The sequence below is a fragment of the Streptomyces poriticola genome (assembly GCF_036689765.1).
Taxonomy (GTDB): Bacteria; Actinomycetota; Actinomycetes; order Streptomycetales; family Streptomycetaceae; genus Streptomyces; species Streptomyces poriticola.
Map to the genome: position 1 here is coordinate 203,417 of NZ_JBAGKH010000007.1, position 17,960 is coordinate 221,376.

A 17,960-nucleotide genomic window follows, 5' to 3' on the forward strand; every position below is an offset into this window, starting at 1 on the left:
TACACATCCCGCACGTACCCCGCCCGAGCCGCAGCGACGGACGCACAGCAAGCAGCACGGCGACAGCACAGCAGCAGAGCAGACAGCCGTGCGGCAGCCGTGCAAGCAACGGGCCCCACCATGCAGTGGACCGGGGGGTCGGCACGTCACAGGGCAACAGGAGGACGCAATGCGAGCAGCACGTACCCTCCCCCAGTCTCGACTTCGCTCGTCGAGCAGGGGGACCCCGACCGCCCGCAAGGCGCTGGTCGTCGCGGCCGTCGCAGTGCTGGGCGCCGGGCTGCTGGCCGGCTGTGCCGACGACGGCGACGACGAGGCCGGTTCGTCGTCGGGCGGCGGCAGCGGCAGCGGCAAGACCAGGATCACCCTGGGGCTCTTCGGTGCCTTCGGCTTCGAGGAGGCCGGACTCTACGCGGAGTACGAGAAGCTCCACCCGGACGTCGACATCGAGCAGACCGTCGTGGAGCGGAACGAGAACTACTACCCCGCCCTCGTCAACCACCTGACCACCGACAGCGGGCTGCAGGACATCCAGGGCGTCGAGGTCGGCAACATCGCCGAGGTCGTGCAGACCCAGTCCGACAAGCTGATGGACCTGTCCGGCCACGGCAAGGAGAGCGACTACCTGGACTGGAAGTGGCAGCAGGCCACCACCCAGGACGGGCGGACCATCGGTCTCGGCACCGACGTCGGCCCGATGGCGATCTGCTACCGCACCGACCTGTTCGAGCAGGCCGGGCTGCCCACCGACCGCGAGGAGGTCGGCAAGCTGTGGGCGGGCAGCTGGGACAGGCTCGTCGAGACCGGCCGGGAGTACCAGAAGAACGCCCCCGACGGCACCACCTTCCTGGACTCCCCCGGCGGACTGCTCCAGGCCATCCTCAGCAGTGAGGAGGAGCGCTTCTACGACTCCTCCGGAGAGGTCGTCCACAAGACCAACCCGGCCGTCAAGGCCGCCTTCGACCTCACCGCGCAGGCCGCCGAGGACGGACTGATCGGCAACCAGACGCAGTTCCAGCCGGCCTGGGACACCACCATCGCCAACAGCAGGTTCGCCGCGATGTCCTGCCCGCCGTGGATGCTCGGCTACATCAAGGGCAAGTCGAACGAGGAGGCGGCCGGCAAGTGGGACGTGGCCGCAGCGCCCAAGTCCGGCAACTGGGGCGGCTCCTTCCTGACCGTGCCCAGCTCCGGCAAGAACACCGAGGAGGCCGCCAAGCTCGCCGCCTGGCTGACCGCGCCGGAGCAGCAGGCCAAACTCTTCGCCGTGCAGGGCAGCTTCCCGAGCACCCCGGCCGCCTACGAGTCGGACGCGGTGAAGAACGCCAGGAACGACATGACCGGTGACGCCCCGATCGGGGAGATCTTCGCCGAGGCAGCCGAGAACAGCCCCGTCCAGGTCATCGGCCCGAAGGACCAGATCATCCAGCAGGGCCTGACCGACAACGGCGTCATCCTCGTCACCCAGGGCAAGTCGGCCGAGGAGGCGTGGGACAACGCCGTGAAGACCATCGACAACAACCTCGACCAGTGACCGGAACGACAGCCGGGCACGACACCGCCGCGTCCCCCGGGAGGAAGGGGGGCGCGGCCCCGGGCCGCCGGCCGGACGACGCCCCGTCATCCGGGGCGACCAGGCGCCGGGAGCGGCTCTCCCGCCGCTGGCAGCGGGACATGCGCTGGAGCCCGTACGCCTTCGTCTCGCCGTTCTTCCTGCTGTTCGCCGCGTTCGGGCTGTTCCCGCTGCTCTACACCGGCTGGGCCTCGCTGCACTCGGTACAGCTGACCGCGCCCACCGACATGGAGTGGGCGGGGCTGCACAACTACACCCGGATCTTCGACGACGACTTCTTCTGGAACGCGGCGCGCAACACGCTGACCATCGGCATCATCTCCACGGTGCCGCAGCTGCTGATGGCGATGGGCCTCGCGCACATCCTCAACTACCGGCTGCGCGGCTCGACCTTCTACCGGGTCGTCATGCTCGCCCCGTACGCGACCTCGATCGCCGCCGCGTCCCTGGTCTTCGTGCTGCTCTTCGGCCGCGACTACGGGATGATCAACTGGGCGCTGGGGCACGCCGGCATCGATCACATCGACTGGCAGAACGACCACTGGGCCTCGCAGATCGCCGTTTCCACCATCGTCATCTGGCGCTGGACCGGCTACAACGCGCTGATCTACCTGGCGGCGATGCAGGCGATCCCACAGGATCTGTACGAGTCGGCGGCACTGGACGGCGCCAACCGGTGGCAGCAGTTCTTCCATGTCACGCTGCCCTCGCTGCGGCCGACGATCCTGTTCACGGTCGTCGTGTCGACCATCGGCGCCTCCCAGCTGTTCGGCGAGCCGCTGCTGTTCGACGCCAACAAGGGCGCCTCGGGCGGCTCCCAGCACCAGTTCCAGACGCTCGGCCTGTACCTGTACGAGCAGGGCTGGATCAACCAGCACCTGGGCCGGGCCTCCGCCATCGCCTGGACGATGTTCCTGATCCTCATCGTGATCGGGATCGTCAACTACGTCATCTCGCGCCGGCTGCGCGCCAGTGGTTAAGGAGATCCGGCCGTGACGACGACCCTGACCCCATCCCCGGCCGAACCGGCGTCCCCGTCGCCGAAGCGGGCGCGGCGCCCGAGGTCGGCACGGGCCGGCGGGCAGCTGCACGCCGGGCCGATCGCATACGTCATCCTCGCCCTGTTCACCGTCGGTTCGCTCTTCCCGCTGGTGTGGACGGCGATCGCGGCGTCCCGGGACAACCAGCGGCTCGCGGAGACCCCGCCGCCGTTCTGGTTCGGCTCCAACCTGTTCGACAAACTGGAGATCGCCTGGACCGACGCCAATCTCGGCGAGGCGTTCCTCAACACCACCATCGTGGCGGGCGTCTCGTCGCTCACCATCGTGTTCCTGTCGACGATCGCCGGGTTCGCCTTCGCCAAGCTGCGGTTCCGGGGCCGCGGGGCGCTGATGCTGATCGTGGTCGGCACGATGATGGTGCCGCCGCAGCTGAGCGTGATCCCCTTGTACATGATGGTCGCCGAGCTGGACTGGACCGACCAGCTCCAGGCGGTGATCCTCCCGTCGCTGGTCAGCGCGTTCGGGGTGTTCTTCATGCGGCAGTACCTGCTGCAGGCGCTGCCGGACGAGATCATCGAGGCGGCCCGGGTGGACGGCGCGAGCAGCTGGCGCGTGGTGTGGCACGTGGTGTTCCCGGCGGCGCGCCCGGCGATGGCGGTGCTGGGCATGCTGATGTTCGTGCAGGTCTGGAACGACTTCCTGTGGCCGTTCCTGGTGCTGACGCAGACCGGCAACCCGACCGTGCAGGTGGCGGTGGCGGGCCTGGGCCGCGGCTACACCCCCGACCAGGCTCTGATCATGGCGGGTGCGCTGCTGGGCACGCTGCCGCTGCTGGTGGTTTTCGCGATCTTCGGCAAGCAGATCGTGGGCGGCATCATGCAGGGCGCGGTCAAGGGGTGAGGGCGCCTTCCCCGTCTCCATGCCGCTCCTTCCGCCCCTTTCCGCCCCTTCCGCTCCTTCCGCTCCTTCCGCCCCTCCCTGCTCCGCTCGTCTCCGCTGCTTCCCGCTCCTTCCCGCTCCTCTCCGTCCGTCTCCACCTGCCGCTTTTCCGATCCGCTATGGGAGCGCTTCCATGTCTGAGCCCGCAACCCCGGTGACGCCTGTGACGTCCGTGCCTTCCGTGATGTCCGAGACCACCCCCGTGACCTTCCCCCCGGCCTTCCTCTGGGGCGCCGCCACCTCGGCGTACCAGATCGAGGGGGCGGTACGGGAGGACGGCCGCACCCCGTCGATCTGGGACACCTTCAGCCACACACCGGGCAGAACGGCCGGCGGCGAGACCGGTGACATCGCTGTCGACCACTACCACCGCTACCGCGAGGACGTGGCCCTGATGGCGCGGCTGGGCCTGAACGCCTACCGCTTCTCCGTCTCCTGGCCCCGGGTGCAGCCCACCGGCCGGGGTCCCGCCGTCCAGCGCGGACTGGACTTCTACCGGAGGCTGGTCGACGAACTCCTCGCGCACGGCATCCGGCCCGCCGTCACCCTCTACCACTGGGATCTGCCGCAGGAACTGGAGGACGCGGGCGGCTGGCCGGAGCGGGAGACGGCGTACCGGTTCGCGGAGTACGCGCACATCGTCGGCGAGGCGCTCGGCGACCGGGTGGAGCAGTGGATCACCCTCAACGAGCCTTGGTGCAGCGCCTTCCTGGGCTATGCCTCGGGTGTGCACGCCCCCGGCCGCACCGATCCGGCGGCGGCGCTGCGCGCGGCCCACCACCTCAATCTGGCGCACGGGCTGGGCACCACGGCCCTGCGCGCGGTGATGCCGGCCCGCAACACGGTTACGATCAGCCTCAACTCCACCGCGGTGCGCCCGCTGTCGCAGCGGCCCGCGGATCTGGCGGCGGCCCGGCGCATCGACGACCTGGCCAACGGCGTTTTCCACGGCCCGCTGCTGCACGGCGCCTACCCCGAGTCCCTGTTCACCGCGACGGCCCCGCTGACCGACTGGAGCCATGTCCGCGACGGCGACCTGGCGGCGGTCCACCAGCCACTGGATGCGCTGGGCCTGAACTACTACACCCCGTCGCTGGTGTCCGCGGCGGACTCCGACGCCCCGGGCCCGCGCGCCGACGGCCACGGCGCGAGTGCCCACTCGCCGTGGCCGGGGGCGGACGACGTGGCGTTCCATCAGGCACCGGGCGAGCGTACGGAGATGGGCTGGACCATCGACCCGACCGGCCTGCACGAGCTGATCATGCGCTACACCCGGGAGGCCCCCGGTCTGCCGCTGTACATCACCGAGAACGGCGCCGCCTGCGACGACAAGCCCGACCCGGACGGCAGGGTGCACGACCCCGAGCGCATCGCCTATCTGCACGGCCACCTCTCGGCGGTGCGCCGGGCCATCGGCGACGGCGCGGACGTACGGGGCTACTACCTGTGGTCCCTGATGGACAACTTCGAGTGGGCCTACGGCTACGACAAGCGCTTCGGCGCGGTCTACGTCGACTACGGCACCCTGGAGCGCACCCCGAAGTCCAGCGCCCGCTGGTACGGCGAGGCGGCCCGGACCGGGGTTCTTCCGGCGCCGGGGACGCCGTGGACGCCGGACACGGCGGGCACGGCGGGCACGGCGGGCACGGCGGGCACGCCGCAGTAGCGGGCACGCGCGGGGTGCGGCACCCCCGGGTCGTGAGGTCCCGGGGGTGCCATGCCCCGCGCGGTCGTTCACTCGTAGGCGGCGAAGGCCTTGGTGAAGGCGTGCTGCTGCTGCTCGACGGAGCTGCAGGTCGCGTCGGCGGCCGGCTTGGGCCCGCCGGGGCAGGCCTTGTCGCGGGTGGCGGACCACATGGAGAGCCAGCCGAGGCCCTTGGTCTGCGCGAACTTCACCAGCTGGGTGGCGTCGTCGACCGTGAAGACCTCGGTGACCACGTCGTTGACCCCGATCATCGGGGTGACGGCGACCGTCTTCCAGGCCTCGTTGTCGGAGAGGCCGAGGACACTCTTGATCTGGGCCTGGGTGGCGGTGGCGGCCTGCTCGGCGTAGGTGCCCATGTCGCCGCTGTACGCGGGCCCGTAGTCCATCGCCATGATGTTGACGGCGTCGATACCGACGCCGCCTCGGCGGGCGTCGGCGAGCAGGTCCACGCCGGGCTGGGTGAGGCCCTCGGGCATCACCGGGAGGGTGAAGGAGACGTCCAGGCCGGGATGGTCCTGCTGGAGCCGGGCGATGGCCCGGGCGCGGCGGGTGTTGGCCGCCTTGTCGGGCAGCGCGCCGCCCTCGACATCGAAGTCGACCTTGGTGAGGCCGTAGGTGTCCACGACCTTTCCGTACGCCTCCGTCAGCGCGTCGACCGAAGTGCAGGTCGTCGCCAGTTCGGAGCCGGCCGCGCCGCCGAAGGAGACCCGGACGTCGCCGCCGCGGGCGCGCAGTGCGCCGATCTGGGCGGCCACGGCGTCGCTCGCCAGGTCGGTGACGCCGCCCCACTTGGGGGTGCAGCCGCCGCCGTCGGTGACGAAGGCGAGGTTGTAGTCCTTCACGCCAGTCGCCTCGGCGGTCTTCAGCAGGTCGAACGCCGGGTAGAGGGAGGTGTCGACGTACGGGGCGAAGCCGGCGACGGTGCCGTTGCCGGGGGCCTGCGGATCGGTGGCCGTCGGGGTCGGTGTGGGGGCGGGCGCGTCGGTGGGGTCGCCGATAGCGGTCCCGGTCGGGGTGGCCGTGGGGCTCGGCGCGGGGGTCTCGGTGCCGGTGGGGCGTCCGCTGGGCTCCGGGGTCGCGCCCGTGTCGGTCGAGCACGTGGCGCCGTCGACCTGGCAGCCGGCCGGATCGCCGGTGCCGCTGACGACGAAGCCGACGGTGACCGACTCCCCGGCCGCGAGTCCGTCGGTGTCCCAGTTCGGCGGGGTGACGGTGACATGCTGCCCGCGCACCGCCGACTGTGCGTTCCACAGCGAGCCGAGCTTCGCCCCGGAGGGCAGGTCGAACTCCAGTGTCCAGTCCCGCTTGGCCTGCTCGCCGTTGTTGGTGACGACGTACTGCGCGGTGTAGCCGGTCGACCAGGTGCTGGTTCGGGTGTAGGCGGCGGCGACCCCGGCGGCCTGGGCGGTGCCGGTGAACATGATCGCTCCGCCGCCGACGACGGCCGCGGCGACGACACCGCCGATCGCCCTGTTCCTGCCACTGATCCTGCGCCGGTGCGTGCTCATCGCCTGCCTGCCTTCGCTGTTCACGGGGATGCTGGGGTGCTCGGGGCTCACCGGGGGGTGAGGCGCGGCAGCACGCTAGCGATCCGGAATCGGGCAGAACACCCGATCCGGGCAGCGGTCGGCGATCTTAGGGCGGGCTTAAGGAAGGGATCGGGGGCGATTAAAGCTCACGCCGAGGCGTGGGGTGCGGCGCCGGCGCACGGCTCCTCGGTGGCCTCGGCGCACCGGTGCCGCACGCCCGTCGAGCTGGATCCAGATCCGCACTTCGGTGCCGCCGAGCACGGAGGAGCCGATACGGACGTCTCCTCCTGTTGACTCGGCGAGCCGACGCACGATGTCCAGGCCGAGGCCGGTGGACCCGTCGCTTCCGGAGCCCCGGCCGCGGGCGATGGCCGCAGCGGGGTCGGGTATGCCGGGGCCCGCGTCCGAGACCAGCACGATCACCGCGTCCTCGCCGTTGTGCACGTCGACGGCGAAGGCGGTGCCCTCCGGGGTGTGCCGGAAGACGTTGCCGAGCAGGGCGTCGAGGGCCGCCGCCAGGTCGGCGCGGGCCACGGGTATGCGCACCGGCCGGTCGGTGCCGGCCACCCGCCATGTGCGGCCCTCGTCCTCGGCGAGCGCCGACCAGAACCCCATCCGCTCCCGGACCACCTCGGCCGCGTCGCATCCGGCACCGGGACCGGCCGCGGCCGTCTGCGGCTTGGCGTCCCGGGCGGTGCGGATGATGGTGTCGACCTCGCGCTCCAGCTGCTCCACCGCGGACCGGGTCTGTTCGGCGGCCGGTCCGTCGCCGAGGGAGGCGGCGTTCAGCCGGAGCACGGTCAGCGGGGTGCGCAGCCGGTGTGAGAGATCGGCCGCGAGCTCCCGCTCGTTGGCGAGGAGCTGGACGACCTGGTCGGCCATGGAGTTGAACGCGACGGCCGCGAGGCGCAGTTCGGTCGGGCCCTCCTCCCGCACCCGGGCGCCGAGCCTGCCCTCTCCGAGGTCGTGCGCGCCCTCGGCCAGGCGCTGCGCGGGCCGCACCATCCGCACGCCCAGCCGGTCGGCGACCGCCACCGACCCGACGACGAGGGCGGCACCCACGGCGGCGAGCACCGCCCAGGCCGTGTCCACGCCGTTGGTCACCTCGGACTCGGGCACGAACACCTCGACGACGGCGATCTCACCGGAGCTGAGCGCGACCGGCTGCAGCAGTGTGGACCCGCCGGGTACCTCGGAGGTGGAGGCGCGTCCCAGCCGGCGGACCGCCGCGACGTCCTGGTCGGCGGCGCGCTGCCGGCCTATGTCGACCGGGCCGCCCGCCTCGCCGGCGGCGGGTATGTGCACGGCCACCCCGGCGTCCCCGGAGCCGGCCGCGGCGACGACGCGCTCCAACTGGGCACGGTCGGTGGTGATGGACAGCGCCGGGGCGACGGCCGCCGCCTCCCGCTCGGCGTTCGAGAACGCGCGGTCCCGGGCCATCTCCCGGATGACGAGTCCGAGTGGGACCGCGAAGGCGACCACCACCATCGCGGTGACCGCCAGCGACACCTTGACCAGGGCCCACCTCATCGCGGCGGCTCCGCTCCGGACGGCTGCCCGGCCGGGGGCTCCAGCTTGACGCCGACGCCCCGCAGGGTGTGCAGATAGCGAGGGCGGGCGGCGGTCTCGCCCAGCTTCCGCCGCAGCCAGGAGAGATGGACGTCGATGGTCTGGTCGTCGCCGTAGGACTGCTGCCACACCTCGGCGAGCAGCTCCCGGCGGGGCACGACGACCCCGGGCCGCCCGGCCAGGAACGCGAGCAGGTCGAACTCGCGGCGGGTCAGGTCCAGCGGCACGCCGTCCAGCTCGGCCTGGCGGCGCAGCGGGTCGACCGTCAGTCCGCCGACGCGCAGCACGGCCGACGGCGGCGGCTCGCCGGCGCCGGACCGGGCGCGGCGCAGGACGGCCGCCATCCGGGCCGACAGGTGCTCGACGGAGAACGGCTTGGTGAGGTAGTCGTCCGCTCCGGCGTTCAGCAGCCGGACGATCTCCGTCTCGTCGTCCCGCGCGGTGGCGACGATGACCGGGACGTCCGTGATGCCGCGCAGCATCTTCAGGGCCTCGGAGCCGTCGAGATCGGGCAGCCCGAGGTCCAGGATCACCACGTCGAAACGGAGGTGGGCGACCTCGCGCAGCGCCTCCAGCGCGGTGCCGACACTGCGCACGGTGTGCGCGGCGTCGGTCAGATGCCGGATCAGCGCCGAGCGTACGAACTGGTCGTCCTCGACCACGAGCACACTTGCCATGGCCCGCACCGTACGCCATGCGGGCGAGGCCGGTGCGGGCCTGTGGACAACTCCGCCCGGGCGACACACACGGGGCGGGTGAGGCAGTATGGCCGCGATGCGCAGAGGACTCGTACACGTACTGGCATGGCTGCTCGCCACCGGCGCGGCGGTCACGCTGTCGTGGTGGGGTGTGCACACGGTCATGGCGGGCACGGCCTACGACCCGCCGAGGGCGCTGCCCATCAAGGCCGCCGAGGCGAGCGCGTCGCAGCGCAGCCCCCTCTCGTCGGGCACGGCGCCCGGTGCACCGCCGTCCCCGACCGCACCGGCCCCGACGCCGACCGGCTCGGAGCGCCCCGGGACCGGCCCGCCCCCGTCACAGCCCCCGTCCACCGGCCCCACACCGAAGGACCCCGCTCCCACCGCGACCGGCTCGGGCCGGGTCAGGAGCTACGACACCGACGGCGGCCGGGCCGTCTTCGACCTCGGCACGGCGTCCGCGTCCCTGGTCTCCGCCACACCGGGAGCGGGCTGGTCGATGCAGGTGTGGAAGACGGAGTCCTGGATCCGGGTGGAGTTCACCTCGGGCGCGGACCGGGTCTCGGTCTTCTGCACCTGGCACGACGGCCCGCCCCGGGTGGAGATCGGGAGCTACTGACCCGGGCGCCGGCTGCGGTCGGCACCGACGGGACCGGGCAGACCGACGGAACCGGGCGGGCGGCGGGAGCTAGCGGAAGGCCGAGGCCGGTGGGGCCGGTGAGGCGACTGCGGCGGTGTCGGTCACGGGGGTGGCGCCGCCGGTGAAGTCGGTGAGGTGTCTGCCGTGTTCGACCCGGGCGGGCTGGGGGTCGGAGGCGGCGCGGCGGGTCAGTTCGGCGGTGGGCAAGGGGGCGTCGGAGGCGACGAGGACCGCGTTGCCGAAGCGTTTGCCGCGCAGCACCGCAGGGTCGGCGATCAGGGCGAGTTCCGGGAAGCGGGCGGCGGCGGTGGCGATCTGGCCGCGGAGGTGGGCCAGCGGCGGGCCGTCGGCGAGGTTGGCGGCGTAGACGCCGCCGGGGGCGAGTGCGCGGCGGACCTCGTCGAGGTACTCCGTCGAGGTCAGGTGGGCCGGTGTGCGGGCGCCGCTGAAGACGTCCGCGATGACGAGGTCCGCCCAGCCGTCGGGCACCTTGGCGAGGCCGGCCCGGGCGTCGGCGGAGCGCACCCGGATCCGGGCACCCGGGTCGAGCGGCAGCTCCCGGCGGACCAGGCGGACGAGGGCCGCGTCGCGTTCGACGATCTGCTGGGTGGAGCGGGGGCGGGTGGCCGCTGTGTAGCGGGCGAGGGTGAAGGCGCCGCCGCCCAGGTGCACCGCGTGGAGCGGTCTGCCGGGCGGGGCGGCCAGGTCGACGACGTGGCCGAGGCGGCGCTGGTACTCGAAGGAGAGGCGGGCGGGGTCGTCGAGGTCGACATGCGACTGCGGGGCGCCGTCGACGAACAGCGTCCAGGCCCGGGCCCGCTCCCGGTCGGGGATCAGCTCGGCGCGCCCGCCGTCGACGTCCTCGACGACGGCCTCGACGGCGCCGCGCCCGCGCCGGGCCTTTCCCGGCCTGGGGTTCCTGGACCTTCCCACCGGTCCATTATCGCGGCTCGCCCCCGCCCGGTCCGCCGCCGGGCGGGCCGGCCCCCGCGAGGGGCGCGTCCCGAGGGAGGTTGCAGCCAAACCGCGGCAAGGATCCGGGCGCTCGAGCGGCGAGGCCCGGGCTGGGTCCTCGGCCGGGACCAGGGGACGGGCTCAGCCTTTGCCGCCGGCCCGGCCGCCGCAGCGCGCGGGGCCGCGCGGTCACCCCCTCGGAACGGACGCGGCCGCCGCGGGCAGGGGCGGTGGCAGGGTCAGTGGCAGTTGTCCGCGGCCTCGATCAGGCGGGCCGCCTCCCCGAGTGCGGCCCGGAGCCTCGCGGGGTCGGTCGCCAGGTCCGCCTCCCCGGGGGGCAGCAGCCAGCCCGAGCCGTCGACCGGCGGCTGGGGCGTGAGCCGCCGGTCCTGGCCGTCGGTCTGCGTGCATGTGCTCCCCGGCAGGTCCCAGGCGTCGGCCGTCCCCGGCGGCACCAGGAAGCCGAGGGTGTCGCCGCCGTCGTCGTGCATGACCGGCCCCACCGCGTCGCCGGCACCTCGTCTGAGGATGTCGACGGCTTCCAGACCCTGCCGCGCCGGGACGGTGACCACGTCGCAGGCGTCACAGGCACGGCGAGAACCACGGGGCCCGCGGGAATCGCGGGGGCTGCTGATCCGGCTGATCTCCATCCCGGCCTCCACCACGGAACTCCTCCTCGGACGAGCGGGTCGGGAGTCGGGGAGCCTCCCGGTCCATCCGGTCCAACGCGGCGGACCGTCAACGGCTACGGCGCAAGTTGGCCGCAAAGGATGGCAGTTCATGGCAGATCACGGATGAGATATCCGGTTTGTAGCCAAACACCGCGTGGCGGGTCTGTCACAGCAGGTACGTTCTTGCTCGCCGGAAACAGGGCGGCAAACGGGACGATGATGACATTACCCCAGTAACTCACCCTGATTCCGGCATGGTTCGACGGTTCGCACGAGAGGGCCCGGCCATGGCGTCGTCAACGGTGACCTCACCCCAACCCGAACGGCCACCGCAGCCGAACCTGGTCTTCCGGGAGTTGCGCGGACAGCGCTCGCCGGCCGAGTTCGCGGCGGCGGTCCGCCGGGCCGCCCGGGAGATCGGTGAGCGGGTCAGCTGTGACGCCCGCTACATCGGCCGGGTGGAGTCGGGCGAGATCCGCTGCCCCAACTACGCGTACGAACGGGTGTTCCTGCACATGTTCCCCGGACGCACGCTCACCGACCTGGGATTCGCTCCCCGCTCGTCCGTCCGGGGGCGCCGCACGCGCGCCGACGGTGAGACGCACGGGGCGCCCGGGCCGTATGAGACGCCGAACCAGCTCATCACGCACGACAACTACGAGGAGAGCGACGTGCTGCGTCGCGCATTCATGACCGGCGGAGGCGCCACGGTGGCCGCCGCCTCGCTGGGCCCGCTGGGCCTCGCCCCGCAGGCCGTAGCCGTGCCCCGACCGGTGCGCCGGCCGGGGGCGAGCGACGCGGGCGCCCTGGAAGAAGCCGTCCGCCGGATCCGGCTGCTCGACGACCGGCACGGCGCCGACGGTCTCTACCGGCGCGCGGCGGCCCCGCTGCGCGCGGCGTACGCGCTGCTGGACGCCGGGGCGACCCGGCAGGCGACCGCGGACCGGTTGTACTCCGGCGCCGGTGAACTGGCCATCTCCGTGGGCTGGCTGGCCCACGACTCCGGGCGGTTCGACGACGCCCGCTCGCACTACGCCGAGGCCCTCGCGACCGCCCGCACCAACGGCGATCCGGGCCTGGAGGCGCACGCCTTCTGCAACACGGCGTTCCTCGCGCGCGACACGGGCCGGCCGCGCGAGGCGGTACGGGCCGCCCAGGCCGCCCAGCGCGCCGCGCGCCCGCTGGGCTCGGCCCGCCTGATGTCCCTGCTCGCGCTGCGCGAGGCGGGGGGCTGGGCCGGGCTCGCCGACCGGGCTGGCTGTGCGCAGGCACTCGCCCGGGCTCAGGCGCTGTACGCGCGCGGCCCGTCGGACGCCGACCCCGAGTGGATGACCTTCTACGGCGAGGCCGAGCTGGCGGGGCTGGAGGCGCAGTGCTGGTCGGCGCTGGGCGACTGGCCGCGCGCGGCCCGGTACGCCCGGCGGGCCGCGGAACTGCAGGACCCGCACTTCACCCGGAACATCGCGCTGTACACGGCGGAGCTCGCCGACGATCTCGCGCGCGGCGGGCGGCCCGACGAGGCGGCTGCCGCCGGGATGCGGGTGCTGGACCTGCTGGACGAGGTGCAGTCCTCGCGGGTGCAGAGGATGCTCGGCGGGACCGCGCGGGTGTTGCTGCCGCACCGCAGGGCGAGCGGGGTGTCGGCGTTCCTGGAGCGGCACGCAGCGCTGGCGCGGCCCGCGTGAGCGACTGAGCGCCTGTCCGGCGGATCAGCCGGCGGGAAGCCTCCGACGGCTGGTCGACGCAGGCGAACGGGCAACGAGGACATCCCCGGCCCCGCCCCTGGCAGGCCGACCGAAACCGGTTCGGCCGGATCCTCCCGGGCTCGAGCTCGTTCCGGCGCAGGTCGAGCTCGTTCCGGCGCGGGTCGCGGGTCGGCGGACGGGCCGGGTCCAGCCACGGCCACGGGCACCGGTCCACGGATGGGCCGGGGACCTCGAGGTGCGGGCGCGGTGCGAGTCGGCGCCATGGAATGCCGGTCCTCGGCCGGGCAGGTGCGGGACACGGCCACGGGGTACCGCCCGCGGGCGCGGCAGATGCGGGACCGCGGCCACGGAGTGCCGGTCCTCGGCCCAGTGCGGATCGGCCCGATGGAATGCCGGTCCGTGGGCGCGCCAGGTGAACGCCACGGCCCGGGTAACCGGCCCGCGGACGTGCCGGTACCACGAGGTGCCGGCCTCGGGACGGGCCGGATGCGGACCGCGGCGATGGAGCGCCGGTCCGTGGACGGCCCGATGTGGAGGGCCCGATGCGGTCCTCCGGTGGCCTGGTGCCGCGGGTGCCGATCCGCGGACCGTAACGGGCAGGTGCAGGCCACGGCCACGGGTACCGGTCCACGGACGGGCCGAATACCGGCGGGCCGAATACCTGCGGGCCGGGTGCGGGCCGCGGGCGCGAGGTGCCGGTCTGCGGGCTGTCGGGGCGGTCGGCGGGATCGGGTTCCGGTCGGTTACGGATTCGGCCCCGCCCTGGCCTGAAGTCGTCCCGGTCGCGGGTGTCCGACCGGTCCGGGGCGGATACCGCGGCGGATCCGAACACCCGGAATTCGCAGGTGAGTCGGCGGGGGGTCACGGCATGCGCCGGCCACCGGAAGATCAATTCCCTCCGGCGGGCGAACGAAAAGCACGCTTCTCCAACCGTGGCCGGTTGCTGCCTTCTTCACTCCCAATTCCATCTGCTTCATTGGGACGCATTGTGTGTCGCACCTACCGAGGAGGCCACATGGCCGAAGTCAAGAAGGTCGCCCGCCCCGCGGTCACCGCGTCGTCCCGTCCCTGCGCGTTCGTCTCGCCGGACAAGGGCAACGCTCCGACGATCACACCGGCCCGCAAGCAGGCGGAGGCCGTCTCGGCCCCCGCCGAGCAGCGCGAAGAGTGTAAGTCGGCCTGACGGCTGAGGTTCCCCGGGGCCCGCCGGCAGGCCGGGCCCCGGTCTGTCGCGCGGACCGGGCGAGATGCCGAAACGGTCCGCGATCGGAAGTCGTGAGACGCAGGGAGAAATCTTCAGCCATGCAGAATTCCAGCTACCAGTCCTCTCGCTACGTCCGTACCCTGCGCGCCGCGGGCGACCGCGATTTCACGTCGTTCGGAGGCCGGCTCGATTCCTACGAGGGCGACCACCGAACCATGGCCTTTCATTCACTCTTCGGAAATGCGCGGCTGATCGACCGGGACGTCGTCGACCTCCTCACCGAGGCCTCGCACGGCATCAGCTGGGACCGGTTACGGGAACGCGTCGACGAGGAATCGCTGCGCGACCTCATCGAGGCCCGGTTCCTCGTCGCGGCCGGGCACGACGAGGCCACGGAGATCGACGGTCTGCTCGAGACCCGGCAGAGCGCGCTCGCCAGCGGTGTGTTCCACTCCTCGATCCAGCTCGTGCTCACCAACGCCTGCAACTTCTCCTGCCAGGGCTGTTTCGCGTACAACTTCGACGGCGGCGTCGAGGAGCGCAACACCTCCGGCGAGTCGGTGAAGCCCGGTCCGGTGCTGGTCGAACTGCGCCGCTCCCGCGAGGACGCCGCCCCGGCCCGCCAGGACTCGGGCCCGACCCTCGCCACGGGCGACTGGAACCACGGTTCGGACCAGGGCCGCAACCCGTCGATGCACATGTCGCGCGAGGTGGCCGAGAAGACCGTCAAGGAGGCCATCGAGCTCCGCAAGGCCAACGGCGGCGGCCATCTGACGGTGTCCTTCTTCGGCGGCGAGCCGACCCTGGCCCGCGGCACCATCCTGCACGTGCTGCGCACCTTCGGCGACCGCCACGACGGCGTCACGCTCTCCTACGACCTGACCAGCAACGGTTCCCGTATCGACGACGAGTTGCTGGCGGCGCTCGCCGAGCACCGCGTCGACACCACCGTGTCCATCGACTACCTGGTCCCGGAGACCGGCGAGTTCCGCGGCGGGCAGCAGCAGCGCACGCCCTGGGCGGTGGTCCGCAAGGCGATCCTCGACATGAGGGCCGCGGGCGTCCCGGTCAGCATCACGACGGTGCTCTCCCAGTACACCTGGGACAAGTGGGGCACGCCGCTCATCGACTTCGTCGCCGAGGCCGGACTGGACAGCCTGGACGTGATCGTGTCCTTCCAGGCCAAGGAGTTCTTCGACCGGCACAGCCCGCACGACGTGGCGCAGCGGCTGCTGTCCGCCGTCGACTACGGGCGCGAGCGCGGTGTGCAGCTCAGCGGCTACTGGTACCAGACCTTCCAGATGATCATCGACGAGGCCAAGTGGGCCGAGCAGGCCGACTACAAGACCTGCCCCGCGGTCGGCCGCCAGCTCTCCATCGAGCCCAACGGCAGCGTATTCGCCTGCAAGGCCACCGCCCGCAAGCTGGGCACCATCGACGACTGGCGCGGCATCTTCGCCTCCCCCGCCTACCAGGACTACGGCATGCGGGCCTACACCAACGGCCCCGGCTGCCAGGGCTGCGAACTCCAGGGCACCTGCTCGGGCGGCTCCGCCGGAGCGCTGGAGGAGGAGAACGGCTCGATCCAGGTGATGTCGCCCGGCTACTGCGCCTACATGCGCGAGGTGGTCCAGGGGCTGCTGGAACGGCATCACGCCCAGAGCCTCGCCGCCCTCTCCTGACCCGGCCCCGACGCTCTCCGCACCGGCCCGCACGAGCGCGGCGGGCCGCCGATCCACGACCGGGGCCGGCCACGCCGGCCCGGGCCCAGGAAGGTGACTGGTTCCATGGCGACACTGGGGATGCACTTCGGGCACGACGCGGGCGCCGCGCTCACCGACGCGGCGGGCTACCGCGTCATCGAGGCCGAGCGCCGCCTGGGGCTGCGTCATGTGTGCGGCGGCAACGGCGGTTTCCCGCAGGCCGCGGCCGAGTGGCTGGCGGAGCTGCGGGAGCGGGCGGCGGACCCGGTGACCCGGATCGCCGTGGCCGACTGGTACACGCCGATGTGCCGGGTGCTGCCCCCCGCCCTGGTCGAGCTCGTCAACGAGGACGCCCGCTGGACCGCCGCCGGCGGCACGGGGCTCGCCGACGCGGTGACCCGCGTGATCAAACCCGTGGACTGGCCGCTGGCCGCCGGATTCGGCGACATCACCCTGACCGCGGTCCGTCACCACTACGCGCACGCCGCGCTCGCGTACTACTCCTCCGGTGCCCGCAAGGCGCTGGTGCTGGCGCTGGACGGAACCGGCAACTACGCCGAGTGCGGCATGGTGTGTCTGGGCGACGGGGACCAGCTCACCCCGGTGATGTCCTTCACCAACCGCACCGGACCGCGCTTCGGCCTGGTCTACGAGGCACTCGCCCGACGCGTGCACGGCAGCCAGTTCGACACCGGCAAGCTGCTCGGCCTGACGGCCACCGGGGAGACCGACGCGCTGCTGCTGCCGGTACTGCGCGCGATGCTCGTACCGCAGTCCACCCGGCGCGCCTCGCCGGATCTGTACGAGCGGCTCGACGAGGACCGGCTGACCGGCACCGCACTGCGCTACGCCGGCACCTGGTGGGAGTACGACCCGCACAGCGGCGGGTATCTGGACGCCGGACTGGCCGACTCCTCGGACGACGACGTGGTGCACTCCTTCGGATCGGTCTTCCCCGACGAGATCCGCACCACGGACGGCCGTACCACCCCCGTCGGGACCTCCCCCGACGAGCGGGTCTGCAGGGATCTCGCGGCCACTCTGCAGGCCGCCGTGGAGCAGGACCTGGCCCGGTTGGTCACCGGCCTCAGCCGGCGCTTCCCCAGCTACACCACGCTCTGCTACGCGGGCGGCTGCGCGCTCAACATCACCGCCAACAGCCGTCTCGCCGAGAGCGGCCACTTCACCCGGGTGTCCGTCCCCACCTGCTGCGACGACTCGGGGATCGCGCTGGGCGCCGCCCTGGCCGTGGCCGATCCGGCCGACCGCCCGGCGCTCGCGGGCCGCTCGGGGTGGGCGTCACTGGCCTACGCCGGACCGCCGCTGGCCGGCCTGGACCCGGTGGACGGCGGCGACAGCGCCGACCGCACCGACCGCACCGACCGCACCGACGGAGACGACCGCGCACAGGTCACCGGACCCGCCGGGCCGGGCGGGCCGTTCCGGCGCCTGGGCGAGCTCGGTCTGTCCGCGCGCCGCCCGGCCGACGACGAGGAGTTCGTCCAGCGGGTCGCCGAGCTGCTGGCCGACCGGCGGTGCGTGGCCTGGCTGGAGGGCGGCCTGGAGACCGGGCCGCGGGCGCTGGGCCACCGCTCGCTGCTGGTCTCCGCCCACTGGAGCGGCGCCCGCAGCCACGTCTCCCAGACCATCAAGCGCCGGGAGTGGTTCCGGCCGGTCGCGCCGATCTGCCCCGAGGAGGTGGCCGACCAGTACTTCACCGGACCCCTCGACCACACCGAGACCATGCTGTTCGCGGTGCGGGTGCGGCCCGACCGGGCCGAACGGCTGGCCGAGGCACGGCACATCGACGGCACCGCACGCCTGCAGACCGTGCGGCCGGACACGCAGCCGCTGCTGCACCGGCTGTGCCACGCGGTCGCCGCCCGCACAGGACTGCCGGTGCTCATCAACACCAGCGCCAACGGGGGCGGCCGTCCCATCCTCAACCACCTGGACGAGGCACTGGAGTTGCTCACCGAGACGGAACTGGACGCCCTGGTGCTCCCCGGACACCGCCTGATCATCGAGTGATCCCGCCGCCCGCCGCACCGCACCGCACCGCCCCTCG

14 protein-coding genes are annotated in these 17,960 nt (G+C 72.8%); 9 read left to right on the forward strand and 5 right to left on the reverse strand.

The features are described 5' to 3' along the window. The first annotated feature begins 169 nt into the window (after window positions 1-169). The 4 genes from V5O46_RS14135 (at window position 170) to V5O46_RS14150 (ending at window position 5,179) form a co-directional block, all read left to right on the forward strand. On the forward strand, window positions 170-1,534 hold the full coding sequence (locus V5O46_RS14135) for an extracellular solute-binding protein (protein WP_332884922.1): 1,365 nt from the start codon (window positions 170-172) through the stop codon (window positions 1,532-1,534). Then, window positions 1,531-2,553, forward strand: coding sequence for a carbohydrate ABC transporter permease (locus V5O46_RS14140; protein ID WP_332884923.1), 1,023 nt, complete (start codon window positions 1,531-1,533; stop codon window positions 2,551-2,553). Before V5O46_RS14135 ends, V5O46_RS14140 begins: the two co-directional genes overlap by 4 nt. A gap of 12 nt (window positions 2,554-2,565) precedes the next feature. Then, the gene (locus V5O46_RS14145) at window positions 2,566-3,474 is read left to right on the forward strand and encodes a carbohydrate ABC transporter permease (RefSeq protein ID WP_332884924.1); all 909 of its coding nucleotides are present in this window, start codon (window positions 2,566-2,568) and stop codon (window positions 3,472-3,474) included. A gap of 172 nt (window positions 3,475-3,646) precedes the next feature. Further along, entirely contained in the window at window positions 3,647-5,179 is a 1,533-nt protein-coding gene (locus V5O46_RS14150; RefSeq protein ID WP_408648990.1) for a GH1 family beta-glucosidase, read from the forward strand. Between the two features lie 68 nt (window positions 5,180-5,247). Here the strand turns inward: V5O46_RS14150 and V5O46_RS14155 are convergent, their stop codons facing one another. The 3 genes from V5O46_RS14155 to V5O46_RS14165 form a co-directional block, all read right to left on the reverse strand. Next, window positions 5,248-6,726 carry a glycoside hydrolase family 18 protein gene (locus V5O46_RS14155; RefSeq protein WP_332884926.1) on the reverse strand — a complete coding sequence of 493 codons (1,479 nt, stop codon included), beginning with the start codon at window positions 6,724-6,726 and terminating at the stop codon, window positions 5,248-5,250. 138 nt (window positions 6,727-6,864) lie between these two features. Then, the gene (locus V5O46_RS14160) at window positions 6,865-8,277 is read right to left on the reverse strand and encodes a sensor histidine kinase (RefSeq protein WP_332884927.1); all 1,413 of its coding nucleotides are present in this window, start codon (window positions 8,275-8,277) and stop codon (window positions 6,865-6,867) included. Beyond that, window positions 8,274-8,993 (reverse strand): response regulator transcription factor, encoded by a 720-nt coding sequence (locus tag V5O46_RS14165; protein WP_332884928.1) that lies wholly within the window; start codon window positions 8,991-8,993, stop codon window positions 8,274-8,276. Before V5O46_RS14165 ends, V5O46_RS14160 begins: the two co-directional genes overlap by 4 nt. A 97-nt stretch (window positions 8,994-9,090) precedes the next feature. Here V5O46_RS14165 and V5O46_RS14170 point away from each other — a divergent pair, with 97 nt between their 5' ends. Continuing rightward, window positions 9,091-9,633 carry a hypothetical protein gene (locus V5O46_RS14170; protein ID WP_332884929.1) on the forward strand — a complete coding sequence of 181 codons (543 nt, stop codon included), beginning with the start codon at window positions 9,091-9,093 and terminating at the stop codon, window positions 9,631-9,633. 69 nt (window positions 9,634-9,702) lie between these two features. On the opposite strand, the gene V5O46_RS14175 is transcribed toward V5O46_RS14170, so the two are convergent. After that, window positions 9,703-10,587: a spermidine synthase gene (locus V5O46_RS14175; protein WP_332884930.1), complete on the reverse strand. Its 885-nt coding sequence runs from the start codon at window positions 10,585-10,587 to the stop codon at window positions 9,703-9,705. Window positions 10,588-10,847: 260 nt separating this feature from the next. After that, the gene (locus tag V5O46_RS14180) at window positions 10,848-11,273 is read right to left on the reverse strand and encodes a hypothetical protein (RefSeq protein WP_332884931.1); all 426 of its coding nucleotides are present in this window, start codon (window positions 11,271-11,273) and stop codon (window positions 10,848-10,850) included. Window positions 11,274-11,566: 293 nt separating this feature from the next. Here V5O46_RS14180 and V5O46_RS14185 point away from each other — a divergent pair, with 293 nt between their 5' ends. From V5O46_RS14185 to V5O46_RS14200, 4 genes are all read left to right on the forward strand, one after another. Further along, window positions 11,567-12,964, forward strand: coding sequence for a hypothetical protein (locus tag V5O46_RS14185; RefSeq protein ID WP_332884932.1), 1,398 nt, complete (start codon window positions 11,567-11,569; stop codon window positions 12,962-12,964). Window positions 12,965-14,000: 1,036 nt separating this feature from the next. Further along, window positions 14,001-14,168 (forward strand): hypothetical protein, encoded by a 168-nt coding sequence (locus tag V5O46_RS14190; protein ID WP_332884933.1) that lies wholly within the window; start codon window positions 14,001-14,003, stop codon window positions 14,166-14,168. A 119-nt stretch (window positions 14,169-14,287) separates the two neighbouring features. After that, complete coding sequence (locus V5O46_RS14195) at window positions 14,288-15,871, forward strand: radical SAM/SPASM domain-containing protein (RefSeq protein WP_332884934.1); 1,584 nt, start codon at window positions 14,288-14,290, stop codon at window positions 15,869-15,871. Between the two features lie 105 nt (window positions 15,872-15,976). Then, the gene (locus tag V5O46_RS14200) at window positions 15,977-17,923 is read left to right on the forward strand and encodes a carbamoyltransferase C-terminal domain-containing protein (RefSeq protein WP_332884935.1); all 1,947 of its coding nucleotides are present in this window, start codon (window positions 15,977-15,979) and stop codon (window positions 17,921-17,923) included. Window positions 17,924-17,960: the final 37 nt, after the last annotated feature.